This is a genomic window from Limnobaculum xujianqingii (genome assembly GCF_013394855.1).
GTDB lineage: Bacteria > Pseudomonadota > Gammaproteobacteria > Enterobacterales > Enterobacteriaceae > Limnobaculum > Limnobaculum xujianqingii.
This window is the reverse complement of record NZ_JABMLK010000001.1, coordinates 578885-596641: the sequence shown is the minus strand read 5'-3', so window position 1 is coordinate 596641 and position 17757 is coordinate 578885. Positions and strand designations below refer to the sequence as shown.

The 17757-nt window shown below is 41.6% G+C and carries 17 protein-coding genes; 10 read left to right on the top strand and 7 right to left on the bottom strand.

Annotation, left to right across the window (positions count from 1 at the left end):
- Positions 1–10: 10 nt before the first annotated feature.
- Positions 11–1135, bottom strand: coding sequence for a DNA alkylation repair protein (locus tag GOL65_RS02450; RefSeq protein WP_140918628.1), 1125 nt, complete (start codon positions 1133–1135; stop codon positions 11–13).
- A gap of 175 nt (positions 1136–1310) precedes the next feature.
- Between GOL65_RS02450 and GOL65_RS02445 the strand changes: the two genes are divergently transcribed.
- Complete coding sequence (locus tag GOL65_RS02445) at positions 1311–1844, top strand: GNAT family N-acetyltransferase (RefSeq protein ID WP_140918627.1); 534 nt, start codon at positions 1311–1313, stop codon at positions 1842–1844.
- A 22-nt stretch (positions 1845–1866) separates the two neighbouring features.
- Here the strand turns inward: GOL65_RS02445 and GOL65_RS02440 are convergent, their stop codons facing one another.
- The 3 genes from GOL65_RS02440 to GOL65_RS02430 all read right to left on the bottom strand — a co-directional run bounded on the left by GOL65_RS02440 (position 1867) and on the right by GOL65_RS02430 (position 5664).
- Positions 1867–3462 carry an MFS transporter gene (locus tag GOL65_RS02440; protein ID WP_140918626.1) on the bottom strand — a complete coding sequence of 532 codons (1596 nt, stop codon included), beginning with the start codon at positions 3460–3462 and terminating at the stop codon, positions 1867–1869.
- Positions 3463–3686: 224 nt separating this feature from the next.
- Positions 3687–4298, bottom strand: coding sequence for a class I SAM-dependent DNA methyltransferase (locus GOL65_RS02435; RefSeq protein WP_140918826.1), 612 nt, complete (start codon positions 4296–4298; stop codon positions 3687–3689).
- 115 nt (positions 4299–4413) lie between these two features.
- Entirely contained in the window at positions 4414–5664 is a 1251-nt protein-coding gene (locus GOL65_RS02430) for a vWA domain-containing protein (protein WP_140918625.1), read from the bottom strand.
- Between the two features lie 188 nt (positions 5665–5852).
- On the opposite strand from GOL65_RS02430, the gene GOL65_RS02425 reads away from it, so the two are divergent.
- From GOL65_RS02425 to osmV, 8 genes are all read left to right on the top strand, one after another.
- On the top strand, positions 5853–6407 hold the full coding sequence (locus tag GOL65_RS02425) for a hypothetical protein (protein ID WP_140918624.1): 555 nt from the start codon (positions 5853–5855) through the stop codon (positions 6405–6407).
- A 199-nt stretch (positions 6408–6606) separates the two neighbouring features.
- Positions 6607–7998 carry an L-cystine transporter gene (locus GOL65_RS02420; RefSeq protein WP_140918623.1) on the top strand — a complete coding sequence of 464 codons (1392 nt, stop codon included), beginning with the start codon at positions 6607–6609 and terminating at the stop codon, positions 7996–7998.
- Positions 7999–8178: 180 nt separating this feature from the next.
- Positions 8179–8544 carry a hypothetical protein gene (locus GOL65_RS02415; RefSeq protein WP_140918622.1) on the top strand — a complete coding sequence of 122 codons (366 nt, stop codon included), beginning with the start codon at positions 8179–8181 and terminating at the stop codon, positions 8542–8544.
- A 210-nt stretch (positions 8545–8754) separates the two neighbouring features.
- On the top strand, positions 8755–9096 hold the full coding sequence (locus GOL65_RS02410; protein WP_140918621.1) for a DUF1161 domain-containing protein: 342 nt from the start codon (positions 8755–8757) through the stop codon (positions 9094–9096).
- A gap of 424 nt (positions 9097–9520) precedes the next feature.
- A complete protein-coding gene (locus tag GOL65_RS02405; RefSeq protein WP_140918620.1) occupies positions 9521–10237 on the top strand; it encodes an ABC transporter permease in 717 nt (238 codons plus the stop codon).
- Between the two features lie 33 nt (positions 10238–10270).
- Positions 10271–11200, top strand: a complete 930-nt coding sequence (locus tag GOL65_RS02400; RefSeq protein WP_140918619.1) for a glycine betaine ABC transporter substrate-binding protein — start codon at positions 10271–10273, stop codon at positions 11198–11200.
- Positions 11201–11210: 10 nt separating this feature from the next.
- On the top strand, positions 11211–11858 hold the full coding sequence (osmW, locus tag GOL65_RS02395) for an osmoprotectant ABC transporter permease OsmW (RefSeq protein WP_140918825.1): 648 nt from the start codon (positions 11211–11213) through the stop codon (positions 11856–11858).
- The gene (gene osmV, locus GOL65_RS02390) at positions 11858–12994 is read left to right on the top strand and encodes an osmoprotectant ABC transporter ATP-binding protein OsmV (RefSeq protein WP_140918618.1); all 1137 of its coding nucleotides are present in this window, start codon (positions 11858–11860) and stop codon (positions 12992–12994) included. Before osmW ends, osmV begins: the two co-directional genes overlap by 1 nt.
- Positions 12995–13067: 73 nt before the next feature.
- Here osmV and GOL65_RS02385 read toward each other — a convergent pair whose 3' ends face one another.
- The 3 genes from GOL65_RS02385 to mlc all read right to left on the bottom strand — a co-directional run bounded on the left by GOL65_RS02385 (position 13068) and on the right by mlc (position 16089).
- On the bottom strand, positions 13068–13814 hold the full coding sequence (locus tag GOL65_RS02385; protein WP_140918617.1) for an SDR family oxidoreductase: 747 nt from the start codon (positions 13812–13814) through the stop codon (positions 13068–13070).
- Positions 13815–13939: 125 nt separating this feature from the next.
- On the bottom strand, positions 13940–14611 hold the full coding sequence (bioD, locus tag GOL65_RS02380; protein ID WP_140918616.1) for a dethiobiotin synthase: 672 nt from the start codon (positions 14609–14611) through the stop codon (positions 13940–13942).
- Positions 14612–14871: 260 nt separating this feature from the next.
- A complete protein-coding gene (gene mlc / locus GOL65_RS02375; protein ID WP_140918615.1) occupies positions 14872–16089 on the bottom strand; it encodes a sugar metabolism global transcriptional regulator Mlc in 1218 nt (405 codons plus the stop codon).
- Positions 16090–16535: 446 nt separating this feature from the next.
- On the opposite strand from mlc, the gene GOL65_RS02370 reads away from it, so the two are divergent.
- Entirely contained in the window at positions 16536–17756 is a 1221-nt protein-coding gene (locus GOL65_RS02370; RefSeq protein ID WP_140918824.1) for an MFS transporter, read from the top strand.
- The last annotated feature ends 1 nt before the right edge of the window (position 17757 follow it).

Below are 17757 nucleotides of genomic sequence, written 5' to 3'. Positions count from 1 at the left end.
TCTGCCTTAGTTATAGTTCAAGATGCCAGTCTTGTTTCCCCATAACTTTTCCGTTAACTTGAATTTCAATTTGTTGAATACCTTCATAATATTGTCGAGTCGTTATTTTCTTAATCGTGTGTTTTTTCTCAATTGTTATTGACCCATTTGCCGGCAATTCAAAAGTGCGAAGCTTGAATACTTTTGGCATGGTTTTTTTATTCGCTTTCATAAAGTGGATAAGGTAATCGATAACAATTTTTTGTGGTGTATTACTTACAGAACGAATTTGGACTTCAAATTCCAAACTATCACCAAGTTTGATATTTTTCTGTTTAATAGAGAAATTATCAATGGTTACCTGTGCGCCATACTGAACGCCAATAAGCGCTAAAGCGTTTGGATTTCCATCTTTAATTAAGGTGCGAAGAGCCTGCCTGATAATCCATTCGACTTTTTTCTCATCTTCACCTTTTGCCTGTTGCTTCCAGCCTTTTAGCAACTGAATAACATAATCAGGATGATCTTTAGAAATATCATTAAGGTGATTAGCGATGCTTTTTCTGACGAAAATTTCAGGGTCAAATTTTAAAACTTCTAAAATGTCTTTTGTCGCAGATGGATTTTTAATGAAATCTTGAAGTTGTTCTCCCCATGGTACACGAGGGCGGGTGCCTTCAGAGGCCCATCTACGGATATTAACATCGTCACTCTTTGCGCATTGAAGTAGAAAACGCATTGTTTCACCAGGATATTTTTTGATGAATGGTCGAACTGCCCATTCAGATGTAAAACACGTAGTGACAAGTTTTAGTGCATTTAATGATATCTCAAGGTCATTGAGGCCATAAGTTTGAATGTATTCGGCTATTGGCCAGACCACAAAACCACTGAGTTTATTCTCGTTAAGAACCGAAACGAGAATTTCTAATGCTTTGGGATATTCTTGCGGTAATTCATTAGCAAGCGCATCACGGATAAGCTTAACTCTGGGCTTCATTTCCAGAGTTGCAAGTTCAGATTCAATTTTTAAAAACTCTTCAGATCGAAAAGAAGGAAAGTAACGACTAATTGAATTCGCAATTTGCTGTAGCAGCACCGCGTCGAAGGCATGCTTAAAGGCGTTTTCATTTTTATCATCCAAAGCATCATTCATATTTGAACTCCAATTATCTTGAAATGATGAACTAACTATCTAAATACAAGCATTAGTACTGTATGTATTATCATGGAATAGTCCATTAGTTTTTACTATCTAGCATCAGGGTGAGTTAAAATATGGTCAACCAAAATTTTGAGTCATATTATAGAGCCCTATGAATGAGGTTATAATGATTTTAATTACTACACCGCGACTCATTATTCGCGCATTCAACCAGAAAGACGCACCTGCACTTTTCGATTACCTGTCTTCACCACGTACACCTTGTTTTCAGGATGAGAAACTCAATTCAATTGAAGATGCAATAGAAGAGGTTGGTAGAAGAGCCCGTGATACCAGCCAATTAGCTGTATGCCTAAAAGAGACTGATGAATTGATTGGTCATCTTTTTGCAGATAACAGTGAAGAGACGGATAGGAACACTTGGTCAGTGGGATGGCACTTTAACCAGCGTTATGAAGGTCAGGGTTATGCTACGGAATCCGTCACTGCATTGTTTCAATATTTGTTTTCTCAAAAAGAGGCCCGACGCCTCTATGCTTACGTTGAAAACTATAATTTAGCCTCTCAAAAGCTTTGTGCTCGACTCCATATGCGGCAGGAGGGTTGTTTTAAAGAATTTGTCTCGTTCAAACAGGATGGTAGTGAAGAAAGATACGATGATACCTTCATCTACGCGCTTCTCAAAAAAGAGTGGAAGTAAGTGATTTGGCTCTATCATTTTTCTATTGATAACCTGTTTTTTGTGAGAAGGCCGAAAAATAATGAGTCGCTTTCTTATATTGAACAACTTCATTCAATTGTTGTTGTATCAGGTTGTCATCAATAGTCGCTCTGTCATGTTGACGTAAATGTTCCGTCCATGAAGAAACCATAAACATTTCAATAAACTCATCAGTTTTATCAGGAACAGCAAAAAGCCCCCAAGAGTATCCACCATCCCTTAAGCGAATAATTTTTAATTTATTCATTAAGTTAAGATATTTATCATGATATTCCATCTTGACCTGATAATGAACAGATACCATGACAGGTTCTTTTTCAATACTCACATCATTAAGTAATTCATCAGGAAGAGCGAAGTGATCGGAGTGTTGTAAATTAATATTGTCATGTTCAATTTTTACTCTTAATACACATAACCAAACTAAAACAATACCAATTGCTGCTGAAAGTAATGCTATCGTCACTGACGTGTGTGATGCAATTTGCCCCCAGATTAAAGAACCTGAGGCCATAGAACCAGAAAATACTGTCAGGTATAACGCAAGCCCTCTGGCGCGAACCCAGTTAGGGAGGGCGGTTTGTGCTGATACCATGAGGGTTGATAATGTAATAATCCAGCTAAAGCCAGCAATAGCACTAGCTAAAATAGCTAAGTATTTTGATACGGCAACGGCAAAAATGAGCAATACGATAGAGGTACCAACAGTGCCTAGCGTGATTAATGTCCCTGTACTGAATCGTTCACGTAATGAAGATAAACTGAAAGCACCACAAACAGCACCGATCCCAATACTGGTTGTTAGGATGCCATATAAAGTGGCATCTCCCTGAAGTGAAATTCGCGCAACTAAAGGTAACATAGCCCAATACGCACTGGCGAAAATAAAGAAGCTGGCGGCTCTAATTATAGTTTTGATTAAAGCTGGACTGTAACGAGCATAACGTAAACCAGAAATCATCGCTGCAATAACCGATTCGGCGGGAAGATTTTGCTCGGATTTTTCTTCACCTTTCCACAGCCAAACCGCCAAAATAATCGCAATAAAACTGATGGCATTAAGCAAAAAGGGGAGATAAAGACCAACTTGAGAAATCAAAATACCAGCAAGCGCAGGCCCTATAGCACGGCTGATATTAATTCCCATGCTGTTTAAAGCAATACCAGCCTTTAACTCCTGAGGTTCAACAAGGCTTGGCACAATCGCCTGCCATGCCGGACCTAAAAAGGCAGCGCCAGCCCCTAAAATAAAAGTGATAAATAGCAACCATCCGATACTGATGACATTAAGGTAAACTAAAATGGCAAGTAGAGTTGCAGCGCACAACATCAGTATATTGACAAAAATCAGTAATTTTCTTTTATCAAAGATATCTGCAATTGCTCCAGCAGGTAGCGCTAATAAAAAAACAGGCAAAGTTGTCATTGCTTGAATAGCTGCAATCATGACCGGGTCTGGACTTAAATTTGTCATCAACCATCCAGCACCAACATCATTCATCCAGGTACCTATATTGGAAAATAATGTAGCCATCCATAACATAAAGAAAACACGATTACGTAAAGGTGACCATGAAGATGAATGTTTTTTTGCCATGGAATTATGATCTCTAGCTTAAGGTTATCTGTAATGATTTATCAGTCACAATAATAAAGCTTAGAACAACAGGAGCAAAGAGGCATTAAGCATAATACATTCAGATATCTTATTTAACATAATATACATTATACGCACCTATAACGATTTAAGTGATTTCTGGTACTTCAGCCGCTGTAATTCCTCTCTGTATTGATTGGCTTTCACCATTTCACACCTTCAAGTTATCGATGTCTGGCCAGCCAAATTGTATGGTGACCACATTCAGGATCTTCAACTATATGGTCAACGACATCAAATTCATTCAGGTTTAACAATTCTATGTATTCATCTTCAGCCAGACTCGAATGATAAAGTTGCTGTCCACAAAATCTGCCAATCGCTTCACCATGTTCTGGTCCACTGGTAAACATCAATACACCACCAGATTTTGCATGTGCATTAAATATCGGGAACATTTTTCGTTGGTCTTGATGGTTAAGATGAAAAAAACTGTCCCAGGCAATCTGACCATCAAATTTTTGATTCAATGATAACGTTCGCATATCCACAACTTGCCACTGGCTGTTCGGGAATCTTTCCTGACAAATCGCGATCATTGATGATGAGCTATCGATTCCTGTTAATGCTATTTGTTGTTCAATCAGATATTGTGCAATAGGCTCACCGGAACCACAGCCGATATCTAATACTGTGGGATTATTTAAATCCGGTAATATGGATATGAATTTATCTAACCATGCCTTTTCATTCAGTGACTTTCCACGTAGTGAATCCCAATCTTTTGCATGGGTTTGGTAAAGCTCAATAATCTTATCCGCTGCAGGATGTGTCATATAATTACCAGGAATAAAAGTGACATCGTCACCATTGGCGCTTATATGCATAAACACTATCGCAGCCTTATGGAGACTCAAATTAATTTAATACATTGAATTTAATGATAAATTATCAAATAATTCCTTTCTCTTTGGCTACCTGATGCCAGTCACTAAACTCTTCCAGCAATAGATCGTATATTGATTCATCCGTCATGGCGGCAAAATTATCAATGGCAAAGAAATTGGTATTATCAAGAAGTCTGTCGGTAAAGTTATCCAGTTTTTCCAAAATGCCATAGTTTGAGCCACCAAGGCCAACAAACTTCCAGAAAATCGGATAATTTGCAGAACGACGGATAGCATCTTTAATAGCACGGGTTTTACTGATCCCGCCATCGGTTATAAACACAATATATACTGGCATATCACTGTTTTTAAAATAGTCTACAATCTCTTCCATAACTGGCGGCTCATTGTTAGTACCACCTAATCCAGGAAGAATTTCCCACGCTGAGCGCTGTTTCGCGTTCTGAATGGAATCAATATATCCGTCTAAATTATCCAGTGTTACATCCGGATATTTACTATGTTTTGCTGCAAATCCCCAGATATCCATGCTGCCATCGTCATCAAACTGGACGGCTAAAACTGCAATCCTATCGAGTACTGCCTGTACATTGCCCCTTCTAAACTCTCCGGTCATCGAGCCTGAGGCATCCAATACGAAAGCAACTTTGGCACGAATGGATTGAAGATTGTGTTTTGCCAAACTCACAGTAACTTTTTTAGCTAAACTGACCAGACGAGGTGCCTTATCCTGAATTGTCTTTTCCAGATTTATTGTAGATACCGGTGCGGTCTGAACAGGCTTACTCTCACCAGGTGAAACATCAACTCCATAATTAATGGCCAGCGGTTCCAGGCCACCATTAAATCCCTGCCCTTGTGCCCTAAATTTCCAGTCACCCTTGTGTCGATATATCTCACCTATAATAAGTGCTTTTTCTTGCCTTGATTGAAGAGGTACTTCAAAAAATGCGATACCTTCTATATTGAGCCTCAGATTATTGAGATGGGCTACAGAATTTGGACCATCTATTACTAGCGTAATTGCAATTTTATTAATATCAGCATCAATTTTATTCAGATCAACGAGGAATTTGCTGCTCTCGTTCGATGTCTGCAATGTCAGGCTTTGGTTTGGTGTTGATGGTTGATTAAAAAAAATGAAATCGTTATCGTCTCTAACCTTATTGTCCATATTTAACATAAAGGCTGATGGGTCAACTTCGCTCTGAAAACCCTGACTCTTTGGATAACTAAGCGTGATGCACAAGGATGTTGTGCTTAACTGAATATTTTGCCCCGGCTGCAGTTCCATATTTTTAATCCTTTAATGATTCGTTGCTCATGTCACTGATTTATTTATCCTGATGGGTAAGTTTCAATAATATTCACATTTAATGCAAATAGACTTAATGAAATTAAATTCATAGCGATTGATAACCAACTATTCTATGCTTTTCAATCTATGATGAAACTTAGCTGCAGATATAAGGAATGCTGAACATGATTACCTATCAACGGGCTACTACAAGTCATTATCCGGACATTTTAAAAGTGGCTGAGCCCTTTTATCCTGATGCTGAGAATGGCGATCGTTCCCGAGGCTTTCTGGATAAACGCTTTACTACAGCCATGTTGTCATCAATTAATCAACGATTGGGATTATTGATAGCACAAGATGAAAACCAACAGGTTTTGGGATTTTTGGGCTTGTCACCCTTTTCTGATGGTTCACCTTCTCCGGTTGTTGATTCGATGTTGAAAACATTAATTCATACTCTCCAGCCAGAGCATCTGGATAAGCCTTTTGTGTTTGGCCCTGTTTGTATATCAGAACAGGCCGCAGGATTGGGGGTATTTAAAGGTTTATACCAATATATGTGGCAATATTTATCTCCGGGGCAATATCAAACGGGTTTTGCTTTTATTAATCGAGATAATCCGCATTCACTGAGCGCACATACTAAAGGGTTATCTGCAGATATTGTTGCTGAATTTAATTACCAGTCATCGACTTATTTTATCGTCCGTTATCAACGCCCATTAGACCATTCATAACAGCTATCGCTCCTAACGGTGATGACTATCATAAATAAATGATTTATTAATCATTAAGATAGTTTTTTATATACAATTAAACAGCATAAACAATACTATTTTGCTATAAGTAGTAATATTGCTTAACTGTTACAATACTTCCACGCAATATCTATTGCTTACTATTTGAACAGAATAATAATTTTGACTGAGGTCGGGAATGAACATACCGTTGATTATAAATGTGCTGGTTTTTATAGCGTTGCTATTTCTTCTGGCGCAAACACGTCATACCAATTGGAGTCTGGCGAAAAAAGTGCTGATCGGCCTGATTGTCGGCGTTATTTTTGGTTTAGGATTACAACTGGTTTATGGCGCGAATAGCCCTATCCTGAAAGAATCCATCTCCTGGTTCAATATTGTTGGCAATGGCTACGTTCAGTTGTTGCAGATGATTGTTATGCCGTTAGTTTTTGTTTCGATTCTGAGTGCAGTAGCAAAACTACATAACGCGTCTTCATTAGGAAAAATCAGTTTCCTGACTATTGGTATTCTGCTTTTTACCACCATGATCGCCGCATTTATCGGTATTATGATTACCCTGCTGTTCGGCCTGTCTGCGGAAGGTTTAGTTCAGGGAGCTCAGGAAACTGCGCGTCTGGGAGCAATTGAATCCAACTATATGGGGAAAGTTGCCGACCTGACAACACCTCAGCTGATTCTTTCTTTCATTCCTAAAAACCCGTTTGCCGACCTGACCGGTGCCAGCCCAACGTCAATTATCAGCGTTGTTATTTTTGCTGCTTTCCTGGGTGTTGCTTCATTACAGCTGTTAAAAGATGATGAAGTAAAAGGCCAACGTGTTTTGACCGCGATTGATACTCTACAGTCATGGGTTATGAAGCTGGTTCGTTTAGTCATTAAGCTGACTCCTTATGGTGTTCTGGCGTTAATGACTAAAGTGGTTGCCGGTTCTAATATTCAGGATTTGATTAAACTGGGTAGCTTTATCGTCGCATCCTACATCGCATTGGGTCTGATGTTCGTGGTACACGGTATTCTGCTGACCTTCAGCGGTATTAATCCGATTAGATTCTTCAAAAAAGTATTGCCGGTATTAACCTTTGCGTTTACCAGCCGTTCCAGTGCTGCCAGTATTCCAATGAACGTTGAAGCTCAAACCCGTCGTTTAGGCGTGCCAGAAACTATCGCCAGCTTCTCTGCATCATTTGGTGCCACTATTGGTCAGAATGGTTGTGCGGGTATCTACCCGGCAATGTTAGCCGTTATGGTTGCACCAACTGTTGGTATTAACCCATTTGATCCAATGTGGATCGCTACGCTGGTTGCTATCGTTACCGTTAGCTCTGCTGGCGTTGCCGGTGTGGGTGGTGGTGCTACTTTCGCTGCGCTGATTGTGCTACCCACCATGGGTCTGCCGGTTACGCTGGTCGCTCTGCTGATTTCGGTTGAGCCGCTGATCGATATGGGTCGTACTGCATTGAACGTAAATGGTGCAATGACTGCAGGTACCATCACCAGTCAAATTCTGAAAGAAACGGATAAAAGCGTTTTTGAATCAGAAGAAGATGGTGAATTAGCTCACCGTTAATCTCAAACTTATCTGAGTCAAATAATGCAGCCTGTGGGCTGCATTATTATTTTGGACGTCTTATCATTCCAATATCCCTACAAATTTTCCCACCTGTTATAAGTCATTACCTTTTCAGTGATTTAACCAGATGGTAAAGTGCTGTTATTAAAAAATCATCAGGCTTTATAGGGGTAAGGGATGCGTTGTTTTAATCACCAGGATGTTCAGGCAATAGGTACTTGTAAAGCATGCCATAAGGGCCTGTGCCCTGAATGTGCCAACGATTTGGGTCATGGTTTAGCTTGTGCTGGCAAACATGAAGAAGTAGTTGAAACTTACAATACGATTATTCAAAGAAATGCCCGGGTCTATTCGGCTGCACCGAAAAACATTCTGATTGCCCCGATTTTCTATCTTTTTATGGGTTTGGTATTTGCCTATTTTGGTTATAAAGATGGCAGTATGACAAACCTTCCATTTATCATGGGGGCTGGCTTCATTGTTTTTGGTATCGTTATTTTTGTACGCAACTATTCGCTGTTTAAATCCAATTCAAAAAACTAGCGTGCTATCTGTCTGAACTGCACTACGAATAATTCTCTTTCCAGAATCGTAATAACTCACCTGTTATACCGGGCGAGTTATTATTTCTAATGTCTTACAAAACCTGAAGAAGCTAGAAATTTAAAAAGATAATTTCTGCTAGAATAATTAGGTTATTGTCATCTATCTATCGAATAACCCATGCGTTATACGCAACCAGAGGAACGCTCGATGAAAAAATCTCTACTGTTATTGACGGCTACCATGCTGTTAGCCCCATTAGCTACGTTCGCTGCAACCTGTGATGAGATTAAAGCAGAGATAGCTCAGAAAATTATTAATAACGGTGTACCTGAATCCGGATTCCAACTGAACGTAGTTCCTGTTGAACAGGCAGAACAAGCCGGTGAAACTGTGGTCGGTAATTGTGAACAGGGCAAACAGAAGATCGTATACGCTAAACACCATGCATCAGAAACGGCCCCTGCTGCCTCTGATAGTAGTATTTCAGAGAAAACGCCTGTAGTAGAAGATACTGAACATCCTGACCTTCAGCCACAAACCCAACCGTAACGTTTTTCTCGACTTGTTTTAGCCCTCTGTTTGAGGGCTTTTATCTAATATCCCCACTATTTATATGCTATCTATTGATAAACAAATAAATTTATTTGTTACGGTGTAACTTATTTTTTGTAAAAAAGTTAAATTTCTTCTAACGCAGTGATAACAAGGGCTGGAGCGAATAATACTATTAATTTCATATGAATTAATTCACCTGATAATTTGGCATTGGCTCAAACATGATGTTATACCTTTAAAGGTACGATGAGTTGAGGAAATGCTGTCTCTAATCCATTAATTAATATTTTTTGCTGAACACTTCCGAAATTTTCAATGTTTTCTCTATTTTCGTTTAGCTAATACCTATTAGTGACGATTTTTTGTTGCCTGAAGAATTGTTGGCTGATAGTTAACTCTATCCTGGGGGATAAAATATATGCATAAATCCGCGTTACTAAGACGCATCATGATAGGAGGCCTGCTGTTTATAGCGGTGCTTGCCCTACTGATTTACGGCATTGGTATGGATACGCTGAAGCTTCACGCTGAGGATCTGACCTATCTTGGTAAGCAACATATGTTTCTTGTCGGATGTTCCATGTTCCTGGCGCTGATTGTTGGTTTGCCAAGTGGTGTATTGCTAAGTCGCCCTTTTGCTCATCGTTGGGCTGAGTCGGCTATGCAAGTGTTTAATGTAGGTAATACATTACCACCATTAGCAGTACTGGCGTTGGCCATGGTTGTGGTGGGTATCGGTGATAAACCGGCTATCTTTGCCCTTTTCCTTGCATCACTGTTACCTATTGTTCGTAACACCTATTCAGGACTTCGTTCGATTCCACCTTCATTAATTGAAGCAGCCAACAGTATCGGCATGACACCCATGCAGCGCTTAATGAAAGTGGAATTACCCAATGCTTTACCTGTGATTATGTCCGGGGTTCGCGTTTCTGCTGCCATCAATGTGGGGACGGTACCATTAACCTTCCTGATTGGTGCCAGTAGTTTTGGTGAATTGATTTTCCCCGGAATTTATCTGAACAACTTCCCATTGTTAATTCTTGGCGCTGCAGCAACCGCCATTATCGCTTTAGCACTGGATACCATTCTTGCCGGTCTTAGCTATGTGCTGAGCCCACAACTGGTGAAGTAAATCAGATACATACCACAACAGATTTGGATAATTATGATTAAATTAAAACAACGATACCAACAATGGGGACGAACGGTGAAGTTCAGTGTATTAAGTGCACTGTTATTAACCAGCGTCACCGCTCATGCGGCCCCATTAGTGCTGGCAAGTAAAAACTTCACTGAACAGCACATTCTTTCTGCTATTACTGTTCAATATCTGGCAACTAAAGGTATTGACGTTACCCCTAAAACAGACCTCGCTTCTACCATTATTCGAAACGCGATGCTGAATAAGCAGGTAGATATCGCCTGGGAATATACCGGTACTTCACTGATTGTTTATAACCATATCCATGAATCGATGTCGAGTGAAGAGACCTATAACACAGTAAAAAAACTGGACGCTAAACAAGGTATTGTCTGGTTAGAACCAGCAAAAATGAATAATACCTACGCTTTTGCTATGCAACGGACCAGAGCTGAAAAAGAAAATATCAGTACCCTTTCACAACTGGTTGATCGCATTACTCAAATCCAGAAAACTGATGCCAAACATAACTGGATGGTAGCTTTCGATCCTGAGTTTGTTAATCGTTCTGATGGTTTGAAACCCATGCAGGATACTTATCAGTTGAATCTGGAACGCCCACAGATCCGCCAGATGGATCCAGGTTTGGTCTATAACGCTATTCGTGATGGTTTTGTTGATGCTGGTCTGATTTATACCACTGATGGACGAGTTAATGGCTTTGATCTGAAAGTACTTGAAGATGATAAAGGTTTCTTCCCAAGTTACGCTGTCACTCCTACCGTTCGTGAAGAAGTACTGAATGCCACGCCAGAGCTGGCGGACGCGCTGAATACCCTGTCCCGCCTGTTAGATAATGATGTTATCTCGGCCCTGAATGCCAAAGTAGATGTTGAACACCAATCTGCTGAACGGGTTGCCACTCAATTCTTAAAAGATAACGGTTTGCTTTAAGGAGGCAATGATGGAAACCCTTTCCTATATGTGGCAAGACGCTGGTTATATCGCAGGTTTAACCTCACAACATATGCTTCTGGTAAGTATTGCCGTTGGTCTGGCAATTATTATCGGTGTCCCCCTTGGCATTTTAATTGTGCGTTATAAATGGTTAGCAACACCAGTACTTAGCCTGGCGACGGTGGTATTAACCATCCCTTCTATCGCGTTGTTTGGCCTGATGATTCCAATCTTCTCTATTATTGGTCAGGGGATTGGCTTTGTTCCTGCGGTAACAGCAGTATTTTTATACTCTTTGTTACCTATAGTGCGTAATACCCATATTGCGCTGAGTAATTTGCCCGGCGGGCTGAGAGAAGCTGGCCGTGGAATTGGCATGACATTCTGGCAACGTTTGCGTTGGGTTGAAATTCCCATGTCTTTGCCTGTGATTTTTGGTGGTGTACGCACCGCAGTTGTAATGAATATCGGTGTTATGGCTATTGCAGCTGTTATTGGCGCCGGTGGATTAGGCCTGCTGTTATTGCATGGCATCAGTCGAAGCGACCCGCGTTTGTTAATTGCCGGCGCAGTTATGATCAGCCTGTTGGCGATCGCGATGGACTGGTTATTACACCGTTTACAAATTGCCCTGACGCCTAAAGGAATTCGATAATGATTAAATTAGAAAATCTGACAAAACAATTTAAACAGAAAAGTGGTAAAGCGTTTAACGCCGTTGATAACATTGATTTACATGTCCCTGCCGGTGAAATGTGTGTCCTGTTAGGACCATCTGGTTGTGGTAAAACTACCACTCTGAAGATGATCAATCGCCTGATTACCCCTAGCAGTGGTCGTATTCTGATTAATGGCGAAGATACCTCTGGCCTGGATACCGTTACCCTGCGCCGCAAAATCGGTTATGTAATTCAACAGATTGGTCTGTTCCCTAATATGACCATTGAAGAAAACATTACTATCGTGCCACGCATGTTAGGCTGGGATAAAAAGGCGTGTAAAGAACGAGCCCGTGAACTAATGGATATGGTAGCGCTTGATCCAAATCGTTTCCTGAAACGCTATCCAAAAGAGATGTCAGGTGGTCAGCAACAGCGTATCGGTGTTATTCGTGCTCTGGCTGCGGATCCTCCGGTATTGCTGATGGATGAACCTTTTGGTGCCGTTGACCCGATTAACCGTGAGTCGATCCAAAATGAGTTCCAGGAGATGCAACGTAAGCTGAAAAAAACCGTCATATTAGTAAGCCATGATATTGATGAAGCACTGAAACTTGGCGATCGTATCGCTATCTTCCGTCAGGGAAAAATTGTTCAATGCGCCACGCCGGATGAATTACTGGCTAAACCTTCTGATGAGTTTGTTGGTTCATTCGTTGGTCAGGATCGTACCTTAAAACGCCTGCTGTTAGTTCAGGCCGGTGACGTTACTGATATGCAAGAAACATTAACTGTTCGCCGCTCTACGCCATTAAGTGAGGCATTCACCATTATGGATGACAATGATATGCGTTCTATCATTGTGGTCAATGATGATGAAAAACCACTGGGCTTTATCAAGCGTCGGGAAGCCCGTGGGGCTGAAGGTTTGTGTGGTGAATTAACTCACCCGATCACCATTACCGCCCGGGCGGAAGATAATCTTCGGGTAGTCTTGTCTAAACTTTATGAACACAACCTGGTGTGGATGCCAATTGTGGATGAAGAAGGACGTTACAGCGGTGAGATCTCTCAGGATTATATTGCCAGCTACTTGAGCTCCGGACGTACCCGACGTAAGATTTCTGCTTAAGATAAGTGACATTGTCACCAGAATGAGATTTAAAAAAGCGCCATACCGGCGCTTTTTTCTTGTTATTTACTGATTAATCTTTAGTAACTTTCAACGGCGAGAAGCTTTGTGCCACTGGCATCAGCTCAATGCGGTTAACGTTTACATGGGCTGGCTGAGTAGCGATCCAGAATACCGTTTCGGCGATGTCAGTAGCGGTTAATGGCTGCACATTTTCATACAGACCTGCGGCTTTCGCATCATCCCCTTTAAAACGCACATTGGAAAATTCAGTAGTCCCACATAGTCCCGGTTCAACATCCGTCACACGAATAGCGGTACCCGCCAGATCGGCTCTCAGGTTAAGACTAAACTGCTTCACAAAAGCTTTAGTGGCGCCATATACGTTTCCGCCCGGATATGGGTATGTTCCGGCAATTGAACCAATGTTAATGACGTGGCCACGGTTCTGTTCAACCATTTGCGGTAAAATTGCATGAGTAACTGATGCCAGTGCCGTCACGTTGGTGTTAATCATGGTGGTCCAGTCACTGAAGTCTGCTTTATTGGCTGGTTCTAAACCTAAAGCCAGGCCCGCATTGTTCACCAACAGATCAATATCTTTAAACGCAGCCGGTAGCGTTTTTAGGGTGGCCAGTAGTTTTTCGCGATCGCAAACGTCCAGCTCAACGGGAAGAAATTTATCACCCAATTCATTTTTTAGCTGCTGAAGACGCTCTGCTCGACGCGCTACACCAATTACATAGTGCCCCTGGCTAACAAATTTTCTAACGATAGCCTGACCAAACCCTGCAGATGCACCGGTAACAAAAACAACCATTACATTTCCCCTTACCTGTTTGTATATAAGAAACCTTTTGGCTTATGGACAGCCAAAAGGAGAGGACTCGATTTCTGTCTCACATTTCCATCATCGTTGATTAATCAGATGACGGCAATGCAATATCAGCTGTTTTTTATGCGGCTAAGATCGATAAAACTGGTTAAGTCCCGTTCTTCTGGTCGGGAGAGATATGGCAGTTCACCAATCAGGGGGGCAGGAATGTTCTGTTTAAGTGCCTCAATAGTTTCAGCGTAATAAGCTAAACCTGGATTGATCCGGTTTGCTACCCATCCGGCGATGTTCAATCCATCATGAGCGATGGCTTCTGCTGTCAGAATTGCATGGTTAATACAGCCAAGCTGAATACCTACCACTAAAATTACCGGAAGTTTTTCTTCAATTACCCAATCAGAAACAGGACGCATGCCGTTAAACAGAAAACGCCAACCACCAGTACCCTCAACAATTACCGCATCGGACTGAGCTTGAAGATGCTTTAACCCTCGAGAAAGACGGGCATAATCCATTGGGCTGTCGCTATAAGTTAATGCAGCATGATCTTCAATGAGCACCGGATTAACTTCATCATAAGAAACACTAATAGATGAAGAGGACTGGAGGATCATGGCGTCATGATTCCTGATACCTTCATCAGTAATGTGAGAGGCAATCGCAATAGGTTTATACCCTACTGCACGCTTGCCTTGTTTAATGAATGATTGCAACAGGGCCCGTGAAATAACGGTTTTGCCCACTTCAGTACAAGTACCTGTTACAAAAAATCGATTCGGCATAAAAGTTATTGCTCCGAAACCTTCTAAATAAATGATTGATTCTTATCAAATGCCGGGTTGCTAAAACGGAATAAGCAACAAATATATAATTGAATTCATAAGCAGTGATATTCCTCTCAGGATCAAAAGTCTAGGCTAAGGGCAGATTGAATAGATTGCGTTAGCTCAAGATTTGCTAAAACAGCTGATATCTTTTTTAGAAAACAAAGCGTTATACTTATTTAGAGGTAAATAACGGAAGTTCAGGTATTTTAAGCAGATTATCCCTGAAGAAGCTTAACCAGCAGAGAGCCATTGTATAAAGCCATCTTCACCAGAGCTGCTCCGGGCATGGTTCCTACATTGACAAAGTGAGTTGGGGCAATGCGAATATCTGCACGGTATTGTGGCAGGGACTGTTGATGAATACATTTTTCTATAGCTGGATAGAGCGTGCCAGAAGACGCATTCAACGGCGAACCAACGATAATCTTTTCCGGATTGAAGATATTGACCATTACCGCGGCAATATGTCCGACGCTTTCTCCAACATAACAGATGATCTCTTTGGCTAACCGATCGCCTTTATTGGCGGCATCACACAAATTCTCGATGGTAACTGGTGAGTAGTTAAGCATAGAGTCAGGATAAGAAGGCAACAACTGTCGTGTTCTCTCCAGTATATTGCTCATGCTGGCGATGGTTTCCAGACAACCATGATTGCCGCAATAGCACGCCTTCCCCTTTGGATCTACCTGAGTATGCCCTATCTCAATTCGACGGCTGGAGTCAGCATGAAGAATCCTACCATCGCTAATAACCGAGGCACCGACTACATCATCAATAACTATTTGAATGACATTCTGACAGCCAAATGCTGCACCATACAGCGCTTCACTGATAGCCCAGGCAGAAACATCCTGTTGAACATACACCGGTAAGCCTGTTCTTTTACTAAGCATTGGCCCTAATGGGACATTCTCTTCATTGTAGAATGGCATTTTGTATACCATGCCAGCTGTAGCATCAATGATGCCAGGCATAGTGATAGCAATAGCGGTCAACCGCTCCAGCAGTTTCTGATGACGGGTAAAGAAGGATTCAATTTGATAAATAAAACGTTCTAACCAAGAGCTGTTTTTATCAATCGGAAAATCAATCTGTTCTTCAATAATCAGCTGATTGCTTAAGTCTCTTAACGCCAGCGTCAGGTAACCATAATGAACACGACAACTTAAATAATGCCATGCCTGAGTATCCAGTTCGACACCTACTGCCGGACGCCCGCGACTACCAGCTTCACTGAATTCGGTCTCTTTAACTAAATGGGCATCATACAGTTCACGAACGATTTTAGTGATGCTGGCAGGTGCCAGATGGGAGAGTTTAGACAAATCAATACGTGATACCGGACCATACTGGTCGATAAGTCGATATACCGCGCCAGTGTTAGTCTGCTTGATGTGGTCAATATGGCCCGGCTGCCCTTCTCTATTCACGTTATTGCCTCTGAATACAGCTGATTAAATCTTTTAGAATATTTTACCCGGTTATCGGAAATTATATGTGTTGCAATATATAATAAAATCAATACGATTTAACCGAAGACGTCAGGCAGATTAACAGGATCCGTTTATATTTCTATCATTTAAAGCATTGTTTGCTACTAATTGGTTCTTATTTATTCAACCTGCGATGATGACAGCAATAAAATTGGCATTTTCCGGCTAATATCGTAGATGGATTTCGATTATCGTTTACCAGATAATATTTGTCACCAACGTATAGTTTTAATTTCCTGATTATTGCCAGTTATGGCTGAGGAATCATCGTGGCACAGCATAAGCCCGAACAGGCAAATCCGGCAGAGACCTCTACCGATGAGGCAGCCCCCGAACCTGACTTGAACACCTTACCGGTTTCCTATCCTGTTATTAAAGCAAAAATGTCGCGTTCCCGTTCTCCTTTTATTGTCAGAGGAACCACTGATTTTATGAAGGTAACGGCGGCAATGTTTTCAGCTGGTCTGGCTACCTTTGCCTTGCTTTATTGTGTTCAACCTATTTTGCCCATACTCTCCCAAGATTTTGGTATTTCACCTGCCAGCAGTAGCTTATCGTTGTCGGTTTCAACTGCCATGCTAGCAGTAGGTTTGTTGTTCACCGGTCCGATTTCTGATGCTGTAGGTCGTAAACCGGTGATGGTTGTTGCGTTAATGCTGGCAGCAACGCTAACCATTGCCAGCTCATTAACCACCAGTTGGCACGGTATTTTGATCATGCGGGCACTGGTTGGCCTGGCATTAAGCGGTGTAGCCGCGGTTGCAATGACCTATCTTAGCGAAGAAATTGACCCAATGTTTGTCGCTTTCGCTATGGGTTTGTATATCAGCGGTAATTCGATTGGTGGTATGAGTGGACGGCTTATCAGCGGCGTAATGACCGACTTGTTTTCATGGCGTATTACGCTGGGTAGCATCGGCTGTATTGCCCTGATCGCTGCGATTGTTTTTTGGCGGATATTACCCCCTTCAAGTCATTTTCGCGCCTCCTCCCTGCGCCCGCGAACCTTATTAATAAACTTTCACTTACACTGGCACGATCGTGGTCTGCCTCTGCTATTTGCAGAGGGGTTTTTATTAATGGGCTCCTTTGTTACGTTATTTAACTACATCGGCTATCGCCTGATGGAGCCTCCTTACAATATTAGCCAGGCATTTATTGGCCTGCTGTCACTGGTTTACCTGACCGGTACGCTTAGCTCCCCTAAAGCAGGCTCATTGAGCGTGAAGTATGGTCGTGGTCCGGTATTTATCTGTTCTGTCGCACTGATGTTATTAGGGTTATGCATTAGCCTGTTTTCATCAATCTGGCTTATCTTTATTGGTATGTTGATCTTTACCCCTGGTTTTTTTGCCGCACATTCGATTGCCAGCAGTTGGATTGGCCATCGGGCTAAGCGGGCCAAAGGTCAGGCATCAGCTCTGTATCTATTTTTCTATTATGTAGGTTCCAGCATTGCGGGGACCTTAGGTGGATTTTTCTGGCATAACTATGGCTGGACTGGCTTAGTTATATTTCTTGCCGGAATGTTACTTTGTGCCCTGTTTATTGGGCGTTATCTTGCTCGTTTGCCGGAAGCATCAGCAAAACCCAAAAGCCGCTAAA

Coding starts and splice junctions, on each gene's coding strand:
- GOL65_RS02410 (WP_140918621.1), top strand. CDS start 8,755: ATGAAAAAATCTCTACTGTTATTGACGGCTACCATGCTGTTAGCCCCA.
- bioD (WP_140918616.1), bottom strand. CDS start 14,611: ATGCCGAATCGATTTTTTGTAACAGGTACTTGTACTGAAGTGGGCAAA.
- GOL65_RS02405 (WP_140918620.1), top strand. CDS start 9,521: ATGCATAAATCCGCGTTACTAAGACGCATCATGATAGGAGGCCTGCTG.
- GOL65_RS02400 (WP_140918619.1), top strand. CDS start 10,271: ATGATTAAATTAAAACAACGATACCAACAATGGGGACGAACGGTGAAG.
- GOL65_RS02435 (WP_140918826.1), bottom strand. CDS start 4,298: ATGACACATCCTGCAGCGGATAAGATTATTGAGCTTTACCAAACCCAT.
- GOL65_RS02415 (WP_140918622.1), top strand. CDS start 8,179: ATGCGTTGTTTTAATCACCAGGATGTTCAGGCAATAGGTACTTGTAAA.
- GOL65_RS02430 (WP_140918625.1), bottom strand. CDS start 5,664: ATGGAACTGCAGCCGGGGCAAAATATTCAGTTAAGCACAACATCCTTG.
- GOL65_RS02385 (WP_140918617.1), bottom strand. CDS start 13,814: ATGGTTGTTTTTGTTACCGGTGCATCTGCAGGGTTTGGTCAGGCTATC.
- GOL65_RS02440 (WP_140918626.1), bottom strand. CDS start 3,462: ATGGCAAAAAAACATTCATCTTCATGGTCACCTTTACGTAATCGTGTT.
- osmV (WP_140918618.1), top strand. CDS start 11,858: ATGATTAAATTAGAAAATCTGACAAAACAATTTAAACAGAAAAGTGGT.
- GOL65_RS02425 (WP_140918624.1), top strand. CDS start 5,853: ATGATTACCTATCAACGGGCTACTACAAGTCATTATCCGGACATTTTA.
- GOL65_RS02370 (WP_140918824.1), top strand. CDS start 16,536: ATGTCGCGTTCCCGTTCTCCTTTTATTGTCAGAGGAACCACTGATTTT.
- GOL65_RS02445 (WP_140918627.1), top strand. CDS start 1,311: ATGATTTTAATTACTACACCGCGACTCATTATTCGCGCATTCAACCAG.
- osmW (WP_140918825.1), top strand. CDS start 11,211: ATGGAAACCCTTTCCTATATGTGGCAAGACGCTGGTTATATCGCAGGT.
- GOL65_RS02420 (WP_140918623.1), top strand. CDS start 6,607: ATGAACATACCGTTGATTATAAATGTGCTGGTTTTTATAGCGTTGCTA.
- GOL65_RS02450 (WP_140918628.1), bottom strand. CDS start 1,135: ATGAATGATGCTTTGGATGATAAAAATGAAAACGCCTTTAAGCATGCC.